We start from the raw sequence: 16,224 nt of genomic DNA, 5'->3' as shown, positions 1-16,224 counted from the left end.
ATGTTGCTCCATGGAGGATGTAGCTATGAGAACCGCATTCGACTTTTCCCCGCTCTATCGGTCGAGCATCGGTTTCGACCGTATCTTCACCCTGCTGGAAAACGCGCCTCAGGCAGTCGAAACCTGGCCGCCTTATGACATCGAGCGAAGCGACGAGAACACCTATCGTGTGAGGATCGCCGTCGCCGGCTTTTCCGAGAACGATCTCGACATTAGCCACGAGCCGAACCTTCTAATCGTCTCGGGCGAGCGCAAGGAACAGGACGAGGTGGAATATCTCCATCGCGGCCTTCCGGTGCGACCGTTCACACGGCGCTTCGAGCTTGCCGATCACATGACGGTCACCGGCGCCTCGCTCAACAACGGCCTGCTGACGATCGACCTCGTGCGCGAAGTGCCCGAGGAGATGAAGCCGCGTCGCATCGCGATCGCCAAGGACGACGACGCGCGGAAGGCCGGGCAGGTCGAGAAGCCGAAGCAGGCCGCCTGAGCGAAGGCGATCTCTGGCGTTCGCCTTTGGCGCAACCAGTCGAGAAAGGAGAACAGCAATGGCTATTCGTGATCTCATACCCTGGGGCCGGGAGAACAGTCCGGTTCCCAGCTTCTATCGTGACGAGGAGCGCGACCCGTTCATGGCGTTGCATCGCGAGATGAACCGCCTGATCGACGACGCGTTCCGCGGCTTCGAAACGCGCATGCCTTCGCTCAGCGGATTTTCGTCGGCGCGCGGCAGCTGGCCGAGCGTCGAAATCGCCGACGGCGAGAAGGAGATCCGCGTGACCGCGGAAATTCCTGGCATGGACGAAAAGGACGTCGAGGTGATGCTCGATGACGGTGTGCTGACGCTGCGCGGCGAGAAGCGCTCCGAGACCGAGGACAAGGACAGGCAGTTCTCCGAGCGGTTCTACGGCCGCTTCGAGCGCCGCATCCCGCTCGGCTACGAGGTCGAGGAGGACAAGGTGAACGCCGCCTTCCATAACGGCGTGCTCACCGTGACGCTGCCCAAGACGGAGCGCGCACAGTCGAAAGCCAAGCGCATCGCCATCAGTGGCGGTGCCGCCAGCCCCGGCAAGAGCAAGCACTGACGACATCGGCAGCCGGACGCGCAAGCGCCCGGCTGCGCAGGCCCGCGCTCTCCGCCAAAGGCGTGGGCTTCATTTGTTTGGCCGATGCGCCTGACGGCGCGAAGGCCGCATATTGAGTATCTACGGAGCATTTAGTAGCAGCGTCGCTACCGTGGCGTTCCTGGTGCCCAGGCTACGGAAGCCCGTCATCCGAAAGGGTGGCGGGCTTTCGTATCAATTAACTTTATCGGCCTGTCGGAGCCGAGCGAAAAGTCCTCGCCATCCGCTTCTTGTCGCCTGTCACGGGCGGAGGCGGCCATCCGTCTCAGATCTCCTCGCGCTCGCGTTCCGGCGTGGCGACCAGCACGGCCGCGGCGGTGTTGGCGGCGGCGAGGGCAGCCTCGACCTGATGCCCACGGGCAAGGCCTGCCGCGAACGCGCCGACGAACTCGTCGCCGGCGCCATGGGTGCTGACGACCTTCACCGGGATGGCCGCCAGCACGAACGCCTGGCCGTCGCGGTCGCAATAGGCAACGCCCTCCCCGCCGGCCGTGACGATCGCGGCCGGATAGAAATCGGCCAGCATGCGTGCCGCCTCGGCAGCCCCCTCGAGCGTGTCGACGACCGGAATGCCGGCCAGGAATTCCGCCTCGATGGCGTTGACGATGACGATATCGGTAAGTGCGATCAGTTCGCCGGACAGTTTTCGGGCGGGTGCGGCGTTGAGCACGACGCGCCCGCCATGCGCCTTCACCGCCCGCGCCGCGGCAATGTTGGCGGCTTCCGGCACCTCGTTCTGCATCAGCAGAACCGACGTTTGCGCAATCACATCAGTAGCTTCCGCGACGTCTTTCTTGCCCAAGGTGAGATTGCTGCCTGACACGATCACCGCGCCATAATCGCCGCCGTCGTCGAAAATCGCCACGCTCATGCCGGAGCCGGCGCCAGCCGCGACCCGCACGAAGCGGCTGTCGACGCCGCAGCGGTAGAGATTGTCGAGAAGCACGCGGCCGAAATCGTCATCGCCGACGGCGCCGATCATCGCCGAGCCCACGCCGGCTCGCGCCACCGACACTGCCTGGTTGCCGCCCTTGCCGCCGCATTTCGGCTGCCAGGCATGGCCGGTCACCGTTTCGCCCTTGCGCGGGCGGTCAGGCGCTTCGACCATGATGTCGTAATGCAGGCTGCCGAACACGGTGACCAGCGGAGCCGTCATGTACCCCAATCTTTCATGAGCCCTTGTCCCGACGTTTCGACGTCACCGCCGACATGGTGCGGCCGAGATTGCGCTCCGCCGCCTGATAGTCGCGCTGCGCCACCGCGACGAACAGCGAATCGAGAATGTTGAGCTGGGCGATGCGCGCCGCAGCGTTCTCGCCCATCAGCGGCGAGCCCTGCGCTGTCGAGCACAGCACGATGTCTGCAACGGCGGCCAGCGGCGAGTTGTCGTAGTTGGTGATCGCCAGCGTCCGCGCCCCGCTCTTGCGGGCGAGATGGATGGCATCGATGACGGCGCTGGTATTGCCCGAATGCGAGAAGCCGACGGCGATGTCGTCGGCGCCGAGCAGCGAGGCCGACATCAGCATCATGTGCGAATCGTCGTAGACCGATGCGCGGATGCCGATGCGCAGGAATTTGTGCGACACGTCGCGCGCGATCTGCGCCGAACCGCCGACGCCATAGAAATCCCGGTTCTTGGCGCGGTAGAGAAGATCGGCGGCGCGGTCGAAATCGTCCATGTCGAGGATCGCCAGCGTTTCCTCCAACGCCTGGATGGAGGTGCGGAACACTTTTTGGACGATCTCGGCCGAACTGTCGTCGGCCGACAGCTCCTGGTGCATTTCTGCGGTCGGCAGGCGGCTATACTCATAGACCGCGGTGCGGAAGTCGCGGTAGCCGGAAAAACCCAGCTTCTTGGCGATCTTGACCACCATCGCCTCCGACACGCCGGCCTCTTCGGCGATCTGCTTGAGCGGAATGGTCTCGTCGAAGACGCGCCGTCCGAAGACGGTTTCCACCACCTTCGCCTCGAGCGGCGTCAAATGCGGCATCATCATGCGGATCCGCGGTCCTACTGCTTTCAGATCCAGGCTGGTCAAGGTCATCCACGTCCCCTCGTCACGCGATCGATAAGCATCGCGGCAAGGATTATAAGACCAGTTGCCAGGAGCTGATAGAAGGACTGGACATTCATCAGCGTCAGGCCGTTGCGCATGGTGCCGAGAATGACGGCGCCCAGGATGGTGCCGACCACGCTGCCCTTGCCGCCCATCAGCGAGGCGCCGCCGATGGCCGCCGCGGCAATCGCATCGAGCTCCCAGAGATTGCCGAGAATGGGCTCGGCGGCACCCAGCCGGCCGATCAGGATCTGCGCGGCAAGGGCCGCCAGCAGACCCGAAATCATGTAGGCGGCTATCTTGGTGCGGGCGATCGGCACGCCTGCTATGTAGGCGGCCTCCTCATTGCCGCCGACGGCGAGCAGATATTCGCCGAACGGCGTCTTCTTGAGGATGATCCATGCGATCAGCGCGACCACGGCCACGATGATGACCGCCAACGGCAATCCGAACAGCGAGCCGTTGAAGATGGTGCGGAAGCCGGCAGGCAGGCCGAGCACCGGATTGCCGCCGGTATAGATCAGCGCCAGCGCCCGGTAGGTGCTGAGCGTTCCCAGCGTGACGATGAAAGGCTGCAGTCCGACATAGGCGACCAGCACGCCGTTGAGCAGCCCGCAGACGAGGCCGATGGCGAAGCCGGCGGCGATGGCCAGCGGAAACGGCACGCCGGCAACCAGCATCGAGGCCGAGATGACGGCCGAAAGGGCCGCCGTCGGCCCGACCGACAGATCGATGCCGCCCGAGATGATCACCAGCGTCATGCCCAAGGCCAGGCAGGCATTGATGCTCGACTGCTGCAGGATGTTGATCAGGTTGCGCTCGGCAAAGAAGCCCGGGACCAGCGCACCGAAGACGGCGAGGATCACGACCAGGCCGATCAGCGTTCCGGCGTCGCGCACGGAAAACCGGTGCAGGAATTCAGCCCTTGGGCGCGCTGCTGTGTGTTCGGTTATATCAGTCATCCGCTGGTCCTGTCCGTTATGCACCGGCCCGATGGCCTTGCGCCTTGCCGGCCTGAGTCTCCGATTGGGGTATGGCGTGCGCCGCGATCGCCTGTTCGTTGAGATCGGACCGGTCGATTGCGGCGGCGACCGTGCCGTCGCGCATGACCAGCACGCGGTCGGCGAGCCGGATCACCTCGGGAAGCTCGGACGACACGACGACGACCGAATGGCCTTCGGCGGCGAGCTCCTCGATCAAATGATAGATCTCCGCCTTGGCGCCGACATCGATGCCGCGCGTCGGCTCGTCGAACAAAAGGATGCGCGTTCCCGCCGCCAGCCAGCGGCCGATGATCGCCTTCTGCTGGTTGCCGCCGCTGAACAGCCGGATCGGCCGGTCGAGCAGGAATGGCCTGAGATTGACCCGCTTCATCTTCTCGGCCGCGACCCGCTTCAGCCTGGTGTGATCGATGACGCCGCGCGGTGCGAACACGCCCATCGACGCCAGCGCCATATTGCTGGAGATCGACCGTAACGGCACGATGCCTTCGCGCTTGCGCTCTTCCGGCACCAGGCCGATGCCGGCGGCGATAGCGTCGCGCGGATTGGAAAGTTTGATCGCCTTGCCGTCGATGTCGACCGTGCCTGATGAGGCGCGGTCGGCGCCGGCCAGCAGCCGCAGCAGTTCGGTGCGGCCCGAGCCGACCAGGCCGGCAATGCCCAGCACCTCGCCGCGATGCAGGTCGAACGAGACGTCATGGACCTTGGATGCCGAGGCGAGGCCACGCACGCTCAGCCTTACTTCGCTGGAAGCGTGCGAGCGGTGCTGTTCCTGGGCAAGCTCGCGGCCGACCATCATCGAAACGACGGCTTTTTCCGACATCTGCGCGAGATCGACGGATCCGACCACGACACCGTCGCGCATGATTGTGGCGCGTTGGCAGATGCCGAACACCTCGTCCAGCTTGTGCGAGACATAGACAACCGCGACACCGTCGCGCGCCAGTCCGGCAATGACTTCGGCCAGGCGCTCGAACTCGCTCGGCGTCAGGCTCGATGTCGGCTCGTCCATCGCCACGATGCGCGCCCGATCGAGCAGCGCCCGGGCGATCTCGACGATCTGCCGCTGCGCGACCTTCAGGCTGCCGAGCGGTCCACCCGGATCGATGGTCGGATCGAGGGCGGCAAGGGCTTCCGCAGCGCGGCGTTCCTGCTCGCGCCGTGCGACGAAGATGCCGCCGCGCGTCAGCGGATGACCAAGGAACATGTTCTGGGCGACGCTGAGGTGCGGCACCTGCTGCAATTCCTGATGGATCATGGCAACGCCCGCGGCGCGCGCGGCGACCGGATTGTTCAGCATCAGCGGCCTGCCGTCGATCAGCACGCTTCCGGCTGTCGGCCGGTAGACACCAGACAGGATGCGCAGCAGCGTCGATTTGCCGGCGCCGTTCTCACCGAGCAGGCCATGGATTTCGCCGACGCCGACCGAAAAGGACACATCGCTCAGCGCCCGCACGGCCGGAAACACCTTGGAAATGCCCTCGAATTGCAGCCGAGGTGACATTGGTTCGTTCTCCAAGCGATCTCTCAAAGACCCCTCACCCAGCCTCCGCTTCGCTCGGCTGACCTCTCCCCGAGGGGAGAGGAGATCGCCAGCGTCGGCGCCCTGCTCTTCTCCCCAGCGGGGAGAAGGTGGCCGCGAAGCGGCCGGATGAGGGGGGTGCAACAGCCCCGGTTGTTGCCCCGTCTTAGTTGCCCGCCGCCGCGTCCTCGAGCAGCGCCTTGCGCACGGCGTCGCCGGCGCCGGAATAGCGGTCGGCATTGTCCTTGGTGATCAGCGCCTGCGGCGTGGCGACGACGCGCGGCAGCTTCTGCCCGGCCACCAGTCGCAGCGCCGATTCCAGCGCCACCTCGCCGGTCAGCACCGGGAAACTATCGACGGTGCCGGTCAGCTCGCCCGCGCGGATCGAGGTATACGCGTCGGAGATGCCGTCGGTGCCGAAGACGGCGACCTTGTCCTGCAAGCCGGCGGCCTTGACCGCCTCGACGATGCCCAGCGCCATACCGTCATTGTTGGCATAGAAGCCGATCAGGTCGGGGTGCTGCTGCAGGATGTTGGTGGCCGCGTCGTAGGATGTCTGGCGATCCCAGTTGCCGGGCACGCTGGCGACGACCTCGAACTTCCCGGCCTCGGTGATCGTGGTTTTGAAGCCATCCGTGCGCTGGACGGCGGCATAGACGCCGGCCTGGCCTTCGACGATGGCGACCTTGCCGCCATCCGGCCGGTTCTTGATGAACCATTTGGCGACGCGCACGCCATTGTCGCGCTGGACATTGCCGACATAGTGCTCAGCCTGCGGGATGACCGCGTCATTGACGTTGACCACCGGCACGTTGGCGGACTTGGCCTGTTCCATGATCGGCTGCAGGTTGGAGTCGGTCTGCGGCGAGACGAGAAGCACGTTGTAGCCTTGTGTGACCAGGCCTTCGGCGATTGTGAGCTGGCCGAGCTGGTCGCCCTCGCTCTGCGCCGCCTGGTAGACGACCGGAACGGCGACGCGGTCGCCGAACGACTTGTAGCCCTCACCCAGCGAGCGCCAGTATTCGTTGGTCAGCGTCTTGGAGACGGCGCCCGCCTTGGTGCCCTCGGGCAGCTTGGGGAAAGCACCGAACTTGGCCTCGAGCTGCGACCAGTCGATGCGATCCTGCTCGGTGTCGGAGTTGAGCGGCGCGAGGTCCGCGGAAAATGCCGAACCGATGGACAGCGCCATCAGGCCAGCGGCAGCGGTGGCAAGCAGAAATTTCATGGTCTTTCCTCCCTTGTTGAAAAACGGCGACGGCGCCGGCGTCAGCTGTCCGGCCCGAGCATGGCTTCCTGAATGATGGCTTGCGATGCGATCGCGTCCTGACGATCGACGGCGGTGGACAGGCGGTTGTCCTTTTCCAGCCGATCGACAACGCGCAGCATGCGTTTGACTGTGGCGATGTTGACTTCGCATTCGTGGACCGGATCGAGCCCGGTCATGTCGGGAAACGTGTCGAAGTAGATGGCGCCGGCGTAGCCGTCGCGGAGGATCTGCCTGAGCAGCTCGATCGTCTGCAGCGTGTGCACCGCGCCGACCATCAGGCCGTCGTCGCGCTTGCCGTAGCCGTCGTTGAGATGGACGCCCAAGAGCTTGCTGTGGCGCGCGACCAGTGCTGCGGCAAAGGCCGGCTGCTCGTCGGCGTAGAGCACATGGGCGAAATCAAGCGTCACGCCGAGATTGGGCAGTCCGATCTCGCGGATCGCCAGCAATGTCGTCGCCGCGTCGGGCATCAGGCTGTAGGAGCGCGGCTCGTTGGGCTTGTATTCCAGGCTGATCTGGCAGTCGGGATCATGCGCCGCCACTTCACGAATACCGTCTATCTCGTGTTGCCACAGCGTCGCGTAGTCGGCCTGGAAGGCATAGTCAAAGCCATCCTGGCCGAGCCACAGCGTCATCAGATTGGCGCCGGCCTCACGCACGGCGTCAATGCCGGCCTTGGTTAGGTCGATGGCTTCGCGGCGAACTGCGGGATCTGGATTGGTGAAGGCGCCGAGCTTGAAAGCCGGGTTGGAGTAGTAGCGCATGGCGAAGCCATTGATCGAAAGCCCGACATCGCCGAGTTTTCGCGCCATTTCCGCAGGTTTTTCATCGACATGGTCGGGAAAGTTGAGGTCAAGGTCGGTCAGCCCCGCAACCTTCGCCGCACGCGCCGCCATCTGCAGCATGGACGGCTTGTCGACAAGATCAGGCCATTCGGCCTGTGGTCGCGAGGCAAAGGAATTCAGGCGTGTGGCGAAACGACTGGTTGTCATGGATGACCCTTTTGGTGGACATAACTTCACATGTTTTAATTTACTTGTAAAGTATAGAGCACTGTTTAATTCAATCGTGGGGGCCGGGGGCCTGGGAAGAGACGAACTGCTGGCGCGCGATTTGACCCGCATCCACGGATGCCTTGAGCGCAGTTGTTACCGCTTTCGCGAAAGCGGTAACAATTTATGATGACGGTGGCGACGAAATTGTGTTATTACCCTTTTCGCGAAAACGGTAACAACTCATATGCAGCAGATTCCCCATACATACCAGACGCTCTATTCCGAGCTGGCGCAGCGGTCGCTGGATGCCTCGTTCTCGACGGAATTCAACGTCGGCGGCCGCTTTGTCACAGCCGAGGTGAAAGGCCGCCGTTACTGGTATCTCGACCTGCCGAACCCTGACGGCGGCAAAACACGCACATATGTCGGCCCCGTCGACGATCCCGAAATCACCAGGAGGGTCGAAAACTTCAAGGACCTGAAAGCCGACATCAAAGAGCGGCGAAAACTGGTTTCGACACTCATTCGCGAGGCCTACCTGCCACGGCCGGAAAGGAAGACCGGCGACATTGTCCAGGCGCTCGCCGAAGCCGGTTTCTTCAGGCTTCGTGGCGTCCTGGTCGGTACCGTCGCCTATCAATGCTATCCAGCCGTCCTTGGCGTTCGCCTGCCCAGTACGTCGATGGTCACGGGAGATGCCGATTTTGCGCAGTTTCATTCGATCTCGACGGCCGTCGATGACAAGATGCCACCCGTGCTCGATACGTTGAGGAAAGTCGACCCGACTTTCCGGGAGATTCCGCACCAGGCTGACGGCCGCTTCACCACGCAATATTCTTCCCGCTCCGGATACAAGGTCGAATTCCTGACTCCGAACACCGGTTCGGCCGACTACGAGGGTCGTCCAACATCCATGCCCGCGCTTGGTGGCGCGTCGGCGCAGCCCCTGCGGTTTCTCGATTTCCTGATATACGAGCCGATCCGGGCCGTTCTCCTTCACGGTGCCGGCGTGCCGGTGAACGTGCCGTCGCCCGAACGGTACGCCATCCACAAACTCATCGTCGCCAGCCGCCGTCGGACGGACAGCGACGGCACCGCCAAGAGCCGCAAGGACAAGATGCAGGCTGCAACCATCATGGAAGCCATGATCGAACAACGGCAGTCGGAAGACCTGGCCGATGCTTTCATGGAGGCTTACGACCGCGGCCCGGCCTGGAAGGATGCCATACGCAGGAGTCTATCCCAGGTTGAGAAGGGCGCGCGCGAAACCGTCCTGCCGGCGCTGGCCCGCGCTATTCGAAAACTGGAAAGAGACCCTTCGGAATTCGACCTTGAAGACGTGGCGACCGCGCCGAAACGATAGCGCCTCGCGAATAGTAAGGTTCCGGGCAGTAGGCGCCGACCATCAAGTAAATTTACACAGAGCAGTATCGCGGGTAAAATTGCTTGCAAGCGATCGGCGTCCCAAATGAAGGGCCCACTGAAGATCAAGGTGCTCGGCGAATTGGTGGTCCTGCGGGGCGCCCGGGAGATCGCGCTGCCACCGTCGAAGAAAACGCGCGCCCTGCTCGCCTACCTAGTGGTGGCGAACCGGCGTCAGCGGCGCGATCATTTGTGCCGAATGTTCTGGGAGGTGCCTGACGATCCAAGAGCTTCGCTGAGATGGAGTCTCTCGAAGCTAAGGCACATCATCAACCAAAACGGTGACGAGGGCTGCCTGAAGGCCGATCGAGAGAGCGTGCTTTTCGACACCGCCAAGCTTGATGTCGATTTGCCGCAAGTCGCCCACATGACGGCGGACGAGGTACGCTTTCTCGACACCTCACGCCTGGTAACCCTGGCCGCCATGTTCCGGGGGCAGTTCCTTGAAGATCTGGAACTGCCGCGCTGCCCGGTGTTCGAGGCTTGGCGCACATTCCACGGCGACGCACTGGATCGCACCAGATCGATGATCCTGCAGGCGCTTGTCGAGCGGCTGCGCAGCGATCCTGAACGGGCCCTTTCCTACGCCGAAATGCTGCAGTCTCTGGACCCGGCCAACAAGCAGGTTTCATTGGAGATAAGATCCCTCGAGGCTTCGGCTCCCGGCAATGGGCGATCACATCCTCAAGACATGTCCGACGAGCACCGCTTCCTGGTACCCCGAGACCGGACACGCACCCTTCATCGAGGACTCCTCTCGTTTCAACCGCGAACTCGCCGACTCGTGCGCAGAGCGACGACATCATAGCTGACGATAGCGGACATTTCGCGCCAAGGCTTCTCAATCGGACCAGGCCGTCGTGTCTGCTATTGGCGGCGCATTGCGGACGTAAGGCTCGACGCGGCGAATTTCCGTCCGGGTTTTGAACGCGGCCTGCGTATCAGCACCACGCCTCCCACTCGATTGTTCTGAAGCATCATAACGCATTGATCCATCGAGGAAAATTTTTCCGCTGACGACGAAGAACCGTATCCCGGATCCGTCAGAAATTCTCGCTCTTGAATTCAAAGGAGAATTTCGGCGATCCGCGATTTGCTCGGTTTCAAAGACTATCGATATCGGTTGGTCTATTTTCCTCGGAGTTCTCCGCAAAAGCGGCGTCTCCAGCCTGCCAAAAAGACCGTCAGCGATGGTGAAGTCCGTCGCCGTCAGTAGTGTGGCCCTCCCGCCGGTTGCGATACGGCGCAACATTCGCGGATTGAACGACGCCGCTTCAAGCGATCGCAGCTCGGCTTCCGACCGGATTACGGCAAGCGTCGCCGGCGACCTGCTGCGCATCAGTCGCGCGATACAGACAGCCCCGCGAGAAGCGGAGCGTACGCGGCGAGCCTGCGGGATACGAACTCAGTGAAGAGCCGCACGCGCTTCGTCTTGCGTGTCTCCCCCTGCGTGAGAAGCCAGAGCGTTCCATGCATGTGCAGGTCGGTGCCCGGCACCCTTACCAGTAGGGGGTCGGCATCTCCGACGAAGCACGGCAGTGTCGTCATCCCGAGCCCTTGCCGTACTGCAACGATCTGCGCCTCGCCGTCCGTGGTCCTGAACGGAGCCCCCGTGGTACGAACCTCACCCTCGCGGGCCCAGTCCGGGATGCCATGAAAGCTTATGACGATCCACCGGATGGGATCAGGCGCACCCGCACGCCACGCGGCTAGTCGATCGCGAGACATGTAGACGCCGCTGAACAGCTCCGGTCCCTTCAGGCCGTGAAGATTGAGCGGCAGGGTTTTGCGGTCGTAAACGACGCGGATCGCGACATCGGCCTCTCGGTTGGTCAGATTTGCCAACTCGCCGGACGACAAGATTTCCATCTCGATGTCCGGATGCAGAAGCGCAAACTCAGCGAAGTCGGGCATGAGCAGGTGCGTCGCGAGGGTCGGCGCCAGTGTCACCCGCAAGAGTCCGCGTACGCCCTGATCGCGCCCGAAGATTCGCGTCTCCAGCCGGTTCGACGACGCCTCCATCTGCTCCGCGAACTCGAGGACCTCCTCGCCCGCAGCCGTCAGGCGGTAGCCCGAAGGCAGCTTTTCGAACATGTGCGCCCCCAGGCGTTCCTCGAGCTGAGCGATGCGTCGCAGCACGGTCGAGTGATTCACCCCGAGGCCCTCGGCGGCGGCCCGCACTGAGCCTCCGCGCGCGACGGCAAGAAAGTAGCGAACGTCATCCCAGTCGATCATGGTGCAATCCGGCACCGCGCGGTGCGCGCCTTCCAAAGCCCGTATCTAGCACATCGAACAGCAGTACGGGCGGTTATCCTAGCCTATGTCGACGAACGAGGCCCCATTCCGAACGGCGGACACCGATCGTCGCGGCTGGCGTCAGTCGTCCAGCCGGATCGATTTCGCACCACCGATGTGCGCGCTTCCGCACTCAACAACTGACGCCGACTGACCCATTTCGAGGTCCTCGGAGGCAGATGCTGTCCCGACACCACGAAAGGAGAAGTCATGGGAAAGCTTGAGGGCAAGGTTGCAGTCATCACGGGTGGATCGAGCGGCATGGCGCTGGCGAGCGCCAAGCGGTTCGTTGAAGAAGGCGCCTACGTTTTCATCACGGGCCGGAGGCGGGAGGCGCTCGACGAGGCCGTCAAGCTGATTGGCCGGGACGTGACCGGCGTGCGCGGCGACGCGGCTAATCTCGACGACCTCGACCGCCTGTTCGATACAGTCAAGCGGGAAAAGGGCAAGATGGACGTCCTGTATGCGAGCGCCGGCACGGGCGAAGCCGTCCCACTGGGCGAGATTACCGAGCAGCATTTCGATGCGACCTTCGGCCTGAATACGCGCGGCACGCTGTTCACGGTGCAAAAGGCGTTGCCGCTGTTCAACGATGGCGGATCGATCTTCATGACCGGATCAGTTGCTTCGGTGAAAGGTTTTCCTGGTTACAGCGTGTATGCGGCGAGCAAGGCGGCGTTGCACGCATTCGCACGCGGGTGGCTCAACGAGCTGAAGGGCAGGAATATCCGGGTGAACGTGCTGCACCCGGGGCCGATCGCCACACCGATGCAGGACCAAGTTCTCTACGAGGAGGGGAAGCGGATGTTCGAAGCCCTGATCCCGCGGGGAAAGATGGGGCGTCCTGAGGAAATTGCGACGGCCGCGCTGTTTCTTGCTTCAGACGATTCGAGCTTCGTGAATGGGCTGGAGTTGTCTGTCGACGGAGGCTTCTCGGCCATCTGAAATCGCGCCGGATCGCGGCAAGTGGCTGATCGGCGGGAACTAGCATGTCCATGGTGGAACGACTTCCGCGCTGAACGGTCGGCCCGGCCGCGCGGAAGTCGTTCACAACGGGATGTCTACGCAAAGGTCGCCACACAGCAGAACGGATAACCCAGCGCCGTTGAAGGCGGGGAATGAATATCAACACGGATCGGAGAAGCATTATGAGCTACGCAATTGTAGGATTCGGTAAGATAGGCCAGGCCCTCGCCCACGCCTTCGCCCGTAAAAACATCGACGTGACCGTCGCGAGCCGCCGTCCGCCCGAGGCGTTGGCGCCACAGGCTCGGGCGATCGGACCCACGGTCGTCGCCAAGTCTCTGCAGAATGCAGTCGAGGCCGACACGATCATCTTGGCAATCCCGTTCTGGGAACACCGCGAGGTTGCGAAGGCTCTGCCGAGCTGGGAAGGCAAGACAGTCATCGACGCGACGAACGTGTTTCCAGTCCCTGAAGAGCTGGACGGTCTCCCGTCCTCCGCCTTCGTCGCGAAGGCGTTCACCGGCGCCAAGCTCGTCAAAGGGTTCAATCACCTGATTGCGGCCACCCTGGCTGCCGATCCGATCGTCGAGGGCGGCCACCGGGTCGTCTTTCTGTCGAGCGACGACGAGGACGCGACCGCTCCCGTGGCGGCTTTGGCCAAACAACTCGGGTTCGCACCCGTCAAGCTGGGAAAGCTCAACGAGGGTGGCGCGCTGGTGCACGCACGCGGCCGCACTTGGGGCCAGCTGATCTTCCAGGATTTGTTCAAGAAGGAGCAGTAATCGATCTATGACCGTGTGATCGACGCCGAGAACTGGTCGCGCGCGCTAACTTCTTCGAGCAGCGCGCGACCGAATATTTGAAGGCCACAAAGTCGCGAAGGTTGGGGTGGGCCTGACGGCGTATGGGCGCCGTTCGAAAAGCGGGGAGACGCCCGACAGAGCGGCAGATCTGCAGGTCGCCTAGAATCTATCGACTGCTATCGATGGCCTAGGATTCGCTCGAGTGTCCTCTGCTATCCGATACTACTCCACGGTACTCCCTTCACTCCCACTAGAATATCGAGCCCGCCGTCAACAGCTTGGTCATGCTCGCCGCCCTTGCGTCTTGCGCGCCAATTGACCATGCTCGCCGACGTTAGTTGCACCGCGGCCGGGGGGTTCGCACATGCCGACGCTCTATGCGCTCAAACCGGCCTTTCAGGCGAAGCTGCGGCCGCTCGCCGACCGGCTGGCCGGGGCCGGCGTCACCGCCAACCAGATCACGCTGCTGGCTGCCGCCCTGTCGGTTGCCACCAGCGTTGTGGTCGCGGCCCTTGCCGGCCATCGCGCGGTCTTCCTGCTGATGCCGGTGGTGCTGTTTGCGCGCATGGCGCTGAACGCCATCGACGGGATGCTTGCGCGAGAACATGGCCAGGCCTCCAAGCTCGGCATGTATCTTAACGAACTCTGCGACGTCGTTTCCGACCTGGCGCTGATCCTGGCCTTTGCCGCTCTCTTCCCTGCCTGGGGCGTCGTCGCCTTTGCCGTCACAGCAGTGCTTGTGGAATTCGCCGGCGTGCTCGGCATCGCGGCGGGCACGGGGCGCAATTATGCCGGGCCGTTCGGCAAGAGCGACCGGGCGCTGGCGCTCGGTATCATCGCCTTTCTCATCGCCTGCGGCCTGTGGGTGGACGCGATCACGCCGTTTGTGTTTCCGGCCTTGGCTACACTCTCGCTGGTGACCGCCATCAACCGGATACGCAGCGGGCTTAACGGGAGCGGTGACTGAAATTCCGGTCGCCAGGGGAACAACATGCTTCATGAACCAACGATTGCCGCTTCCGCAAGTGAGCAGCGGGTGGCGCAGGAGCGCACCTTCCGCACGCATGACGGCACCGAGATCTTCTATCGCTATTGGCCGGCACTAACCGAACACGGCAAAAGCGCGGTCCTGCTGTTCCACCGTGGCCACGAGCATGGCGGCCGCATGGCGCATCTGGTCGATGAACTCGACATGCCCGGCCATGCCTTCTACGCCTGGGACGCGCGCGGCAATGGCCGCTCGGCCGGCGAGCGCGGCTATGCGCCGTCCTTTGCAGCACTTGTGCGCGACATCGATTGTTTCGTGCGCGAGATCGGCAGAGACGGGTTCGGCCAACGCGACATCGCATTGATCGCGCAATCCTTCGGCGCCGTGCTCGCCGCCGCCTGGGTGCATGATTATGCGCCCGACATCCGCGCACTGGTGCTGGCCTCGCCGGCCTTCTCGGTCAAGCTCTACGTGCCCTTCGCCAAGCAAGGCATTGCGCTGTGGCAGAAGATCAAGGGCCGCTTCTTCGTCAATTCCTACGTCAAGGCCAAGTTCCTGACGCATGACCCCGAGCGCATCGCCTCCTTCGAGGCCGATCCGCTGATCACGCGGCCGATCGCCTCCAACATCCTCGTCGAGCTCTACGACCACGCCGCGCGTATCGTCGCCGACGCCCGCGCCATCACCGTGCCGACGCAATTGCTGATCTCCGGCAGCGACTGGGTGGTGCGGCATGGACCGCAGCACGAGTTCTTCGTCAATCTCGCCAGCCCGGCCAAGGAGCGGCATATGCTGCCCGGCTTCTTCCACGACACGCTCGGCGAACGCGACCGCCGCAAGGCACTCGACCTGATCAAGCCGTTCCTCGAAAGACAGTTCGCGACGCCGGAGAAGCCGCTCGACCTGACCACGGCCGACCGCGCCGGCTACACACGCGACGAGGCCGACCGGCTGGCCTCGCCGCTCGCCCCGCTGTCACCGAAAGGCCTGTACTGGGCAATGAGCCGCGCCTCGATCCGCATGGGCGCGTGGCTGTCGTCAGGCATGAAGACGGGGATTGCCACCGGCTTCGATTCCGGCTCGACGCTCGACTATGTCTACGAGAACCAGGCGCGGGGCACCGGTCCGCTCGGCCGCATGATCGACCACACCTTTCTCGACGCCATTGGCTGGCGCGGCATCCGCCAGCGCAAGCTGCACCTGGAAGAGCTGATCGGCGGCGCCGCTGAGACGCTGAAGACCGCCGGCCGACCGGTCCATATCGTCGATATCGCCGCCGGCCACGGCCGCTACGTGCTCGACGCCGTCGCCAAATGCACTGAGCCGCCGGCCAGCGTGCGGCTGCAGGATTTCTCCGAGCTCAACGTTTCACTCGGCTGCAAGCTGATCGCCGAGCGGCACCTGCCGACCAGCATCTCGTTCCATCAGGCCGACGCCTTCGACGCCCAAATGCTTGCCGGGCTGGAGCCGGCGCCGGACCTCGCCATCGTCTCCGGGCTTTACGAATTGTTTGCCGACAACGCCATGATCGCCCGCTCGCTCGGCGGGCTGGCCAAGGCGATGCAGCCGGGCGGGCTGCTTCTCTACACCAACCAGCCCTGGCATCCGCAGCTCGAAATGATCGCGCGCAGCCTGACCTCGCATCGCGGCGGCCAGGCCTGGGTGATGCGCCGGCGCACCCAAGGCGAGATGGACCAGCTGGTGGCGGCGGCCGGCTTCGAGAAGCTCGACCAGCGCATCGACCAGTGGGGCATCTTCACCGTCTCGGTCGCGCGGCGCGCCTGAGC

The 16,224-nt window shown here is 63.5% G+C and carries 16 protein-coding genes; 8 read left to right on the top strand and 8 right to left on the bottom strand.

Features of this window, described 5'->3' with window-relative positions; translation table 11 throughout:
* Positions 1-25 precede the first annotated feature (25 nt).
* The gene (locus tag AC0NIE_RS16335) at positions 26-490 is read left to right on the top strand and encodes an Hsp20 family protein (RefSeq protein ID WP_473488923.1); all 465 of its coding nucleotides are present in this window, start codon (positions 26-28) and stop codon (positions 488-490) included.
* A gap of 58 nt (positions 491-548) precedes the next feature.
* The gene (locus tag AC0NIE_RS16330) at positions 549-1,085 is read left to right on the top strand and encodes an Hsp20/alpha crystallin family protein (RefSeq protein ID WP_123147844.1); all 537 of its coding nucleotides are present in this window, start codon (positions 549-551) and stop codon (positions 1,083-1,085) included.
* 304 nt (positions 1,086-1,389) lie between these two features.
* Here AC0NIE_RS16330 and AC0NIE_RS16325 read toward each other — a convergent pair whose 3' ends face one another.
* The 6 genes from AC0NIE_RS16325 to AC0NIE_RS16300 all read right to left on the bottom strand — a co-directional run bounded on the left by AC0NIE_RS16325 (position 1,390) and on the right by AC0NIE_RS16300 (position 7,960).
* Positions 1,390-2,280 (bottom strand): ribokinase, encoded by an 891-nt coding sequence (locus tag AC0NIE_RS16325; protein ID WP_473488924.1) that lies wholly within the window; start codon positions 2,278-2,280, stop codon positions 1,390-1,392.
* A gap of 13 nt (positions 2,281-2,293) precedes the next feature.
* Complete coding sequence (locus tag AC0NIE_RS16320) at positions 2,294-3,169, bottom strand: MurR/RpiR family transcriptional regulator (RefSeq protein WP_473488925.1); 876 nt, start codon at positions 3,167-3,169, stop codon at positions 2,294-2,296.
* Positions 3,166-4,143 (bottom strand): ABC transporter permease, encoded by a 978-nt coding sequence (locus AC0NIE_RS16315; RefSeq protein ID WP_473488926.1) that lies wholly within the window; start codon positions 4,141-4,143, stop codon positions 3,166-3,168. The genes AC0NIE_RS16320 and AC0NIE_RS16315 overlap by 4 nt, the downstream gene beginning before the upstream one ends.
* 16 nt (positions 4,144-4,159) lie before the next feature.
* A complete protein-coding gene (locus tag AC0NIE_RS16310; RefSeq protein WP_473488927.1) occupies positions 4,160-5,686 on the bottom strand; it encodes a sugar ABC transporter ATP-binding protein in 1,527 nt (508 codons plus the stop codon).
* A 184-nt stretch (positions 5,687-5,870) separates the two neighbouring features.
* Positions 5,871-6,929 carry a sugar ABC transporter substrate-binding protein gene (locus AC0NIE_RS16305; protein WP_473488928.1) on the bottom strand — a complete coding sequence of 353 codons (1,059 nt, stop codon included), beginning with the start codon at positions 6,927-6,929 and terminating at the stop codon, positions 5,871-5,873.
* Between the two features lie 41 nt (positions 6,930-6,970).
* A complete protein-coding gene (locus AC0NIE_RS16300) occupies positions 6,971-7,960 on the bottom strand; it encodes a TIM barrel protein (RefSeq protein ID WP_473488929.1) in 990 nt (329 codons plus the stop codon).
* Between the two features lie 247 nt (positions 7,961-8,207).
* On the opposite strand from AC0NIE_RS16300, the gene AC0NIE_RS16295 reads away from it, so the two are divergent.
* Both AC0NIE_RS16295 and AC0NIE_RS16290 read left to right on the top strand, forming a co-directional pair.
* Positions 8,208-9,326, top strand: a complete 1,119-nt coding sequence (locus tag AC0NIE_RS16295) for a nucleotidyltransferase family protein (RefSeq protein ID WP_473488930.1) — start codon at positions 8,208-8,210, stop codon at positions 9,324-9,326.
* Between the two features lie 129 nt (positions 9,327-9,455).
* Positions 9,456-10,193 carry an AfsR/SARP family transcriptional regulator gene (locus AC0NIE_RS16290; protein WP_473488931.1) on the top strand — a complete coding sequence of 246 codons (738 nt, stop codon included), beginning with the start codon at positions 9,456-9,458 and terminating at the stop codon, positions 10,191-10,193.
* A 33-nt stretch (positions 10,194-10,226) separates the two neighbouring features.
* Here the strand turns inward: AC0NIE_RS16290 and AC0NIE_RS16285 are convergent, their stop codons facing one another.
* Both AC0NIE_RS16285 and AC0NIE_RS16280 read right to left on the bottom strand, forming a co-directional pair.
* Positions 10,227-10,724 (bottom strand): hypothetical protein, encoded by a 498-nt coding sequence (locus AC0NIE_RS16285; RefSeq protein ID WP_473488932.1) that lies wholly within the window; start codon positions 10,722-10,724, stop codon positions 10,227-10,229.
* Positions 10,724-11,620, bottom strand: coding sequence for a LysR family transcriptional regulator (locus AC0NIE_RS16280; protein ID WP_473488933.1), 897 nt, complete (start codon positions 11,618-11,620; stop codon positions 10,724-10,726). The genes AC0NIE_RS16285 and AC0NIE_RS16280 overlap by 1 nt, the downstream gene beginning before the upstream one ends.
* Positions 11,621-11,890: 270 nt before the next feature.
* Between AC0NIE_RS16280 and AC0NIE_RS16275 the strand changes: the two genes are divergently transcribed.
* The 4 genes from AC0NIE_RS16275 (at position 11,891) to AC0NIE_RS16260 (ending at position 16,222) form a co-directional block, all read left to right on the top strand.
* Complete coding sequence (locus tag AC0NIE_RS16275) at positions 11,891-12,625, top strand: SDR family NAD(P)-dependent oxidoreductase (RefSeq protein ID WP_473488934.1); 735 nt, start codon at positions 11,891-11,893, stop codon at positions 12,623-12,625.
* Between the two features lie 203 nt (positions 12,626-12,828).
* Positions 12,829-13,428 (top strand): NADPH-dependent F420 reductase, encoded by a 600-nt coding sequence (locus AC0NIE_RS16270; RefSeq protein WP_473488935.1) that lies wholly within the window; start codon positions 12,829-12,831, stop codon positions 13,426-13,428.
* 385 nt (positions 13,429-13,813) lie between these two features.
* Complete coding sequence (locus AC0NIE_RS16265) at positions 13,814-14,416, top strand: CDP-alcohol phosphatidyltransferase family protein (protein ID WP_473488936.1); 603 nt, start codon at positions 13,814-13,816, stop codon at positions 14,414-14,416.
* A 24-nt stretch (positions 14,417-14,440) separates the two neighbouring features.
* Positions 14,441-16,222: a bifunctional alpha/beta hydrolase/class I SAM-dependent methyltransferase gene (locus AC0NIE_RS16260; protein WP_473488937.1), complete on the top strand. Its 1,782-nt coding sequence runs from the start codon at positions 14,441-14,443 to the stop codon at positions 16,220-16,222.
* Positions 16,223-16,224: the final 2 nt, after the last annotated feature.

This window comes from Mesorhizobium sp. WSM4842, from assembly GCF_055901575.1.
The sequence above is the reverse complement of the archived record's forward strand: the minus strand, read 5'-3'. Positions and strand labels throughout refer to the sequence as shown.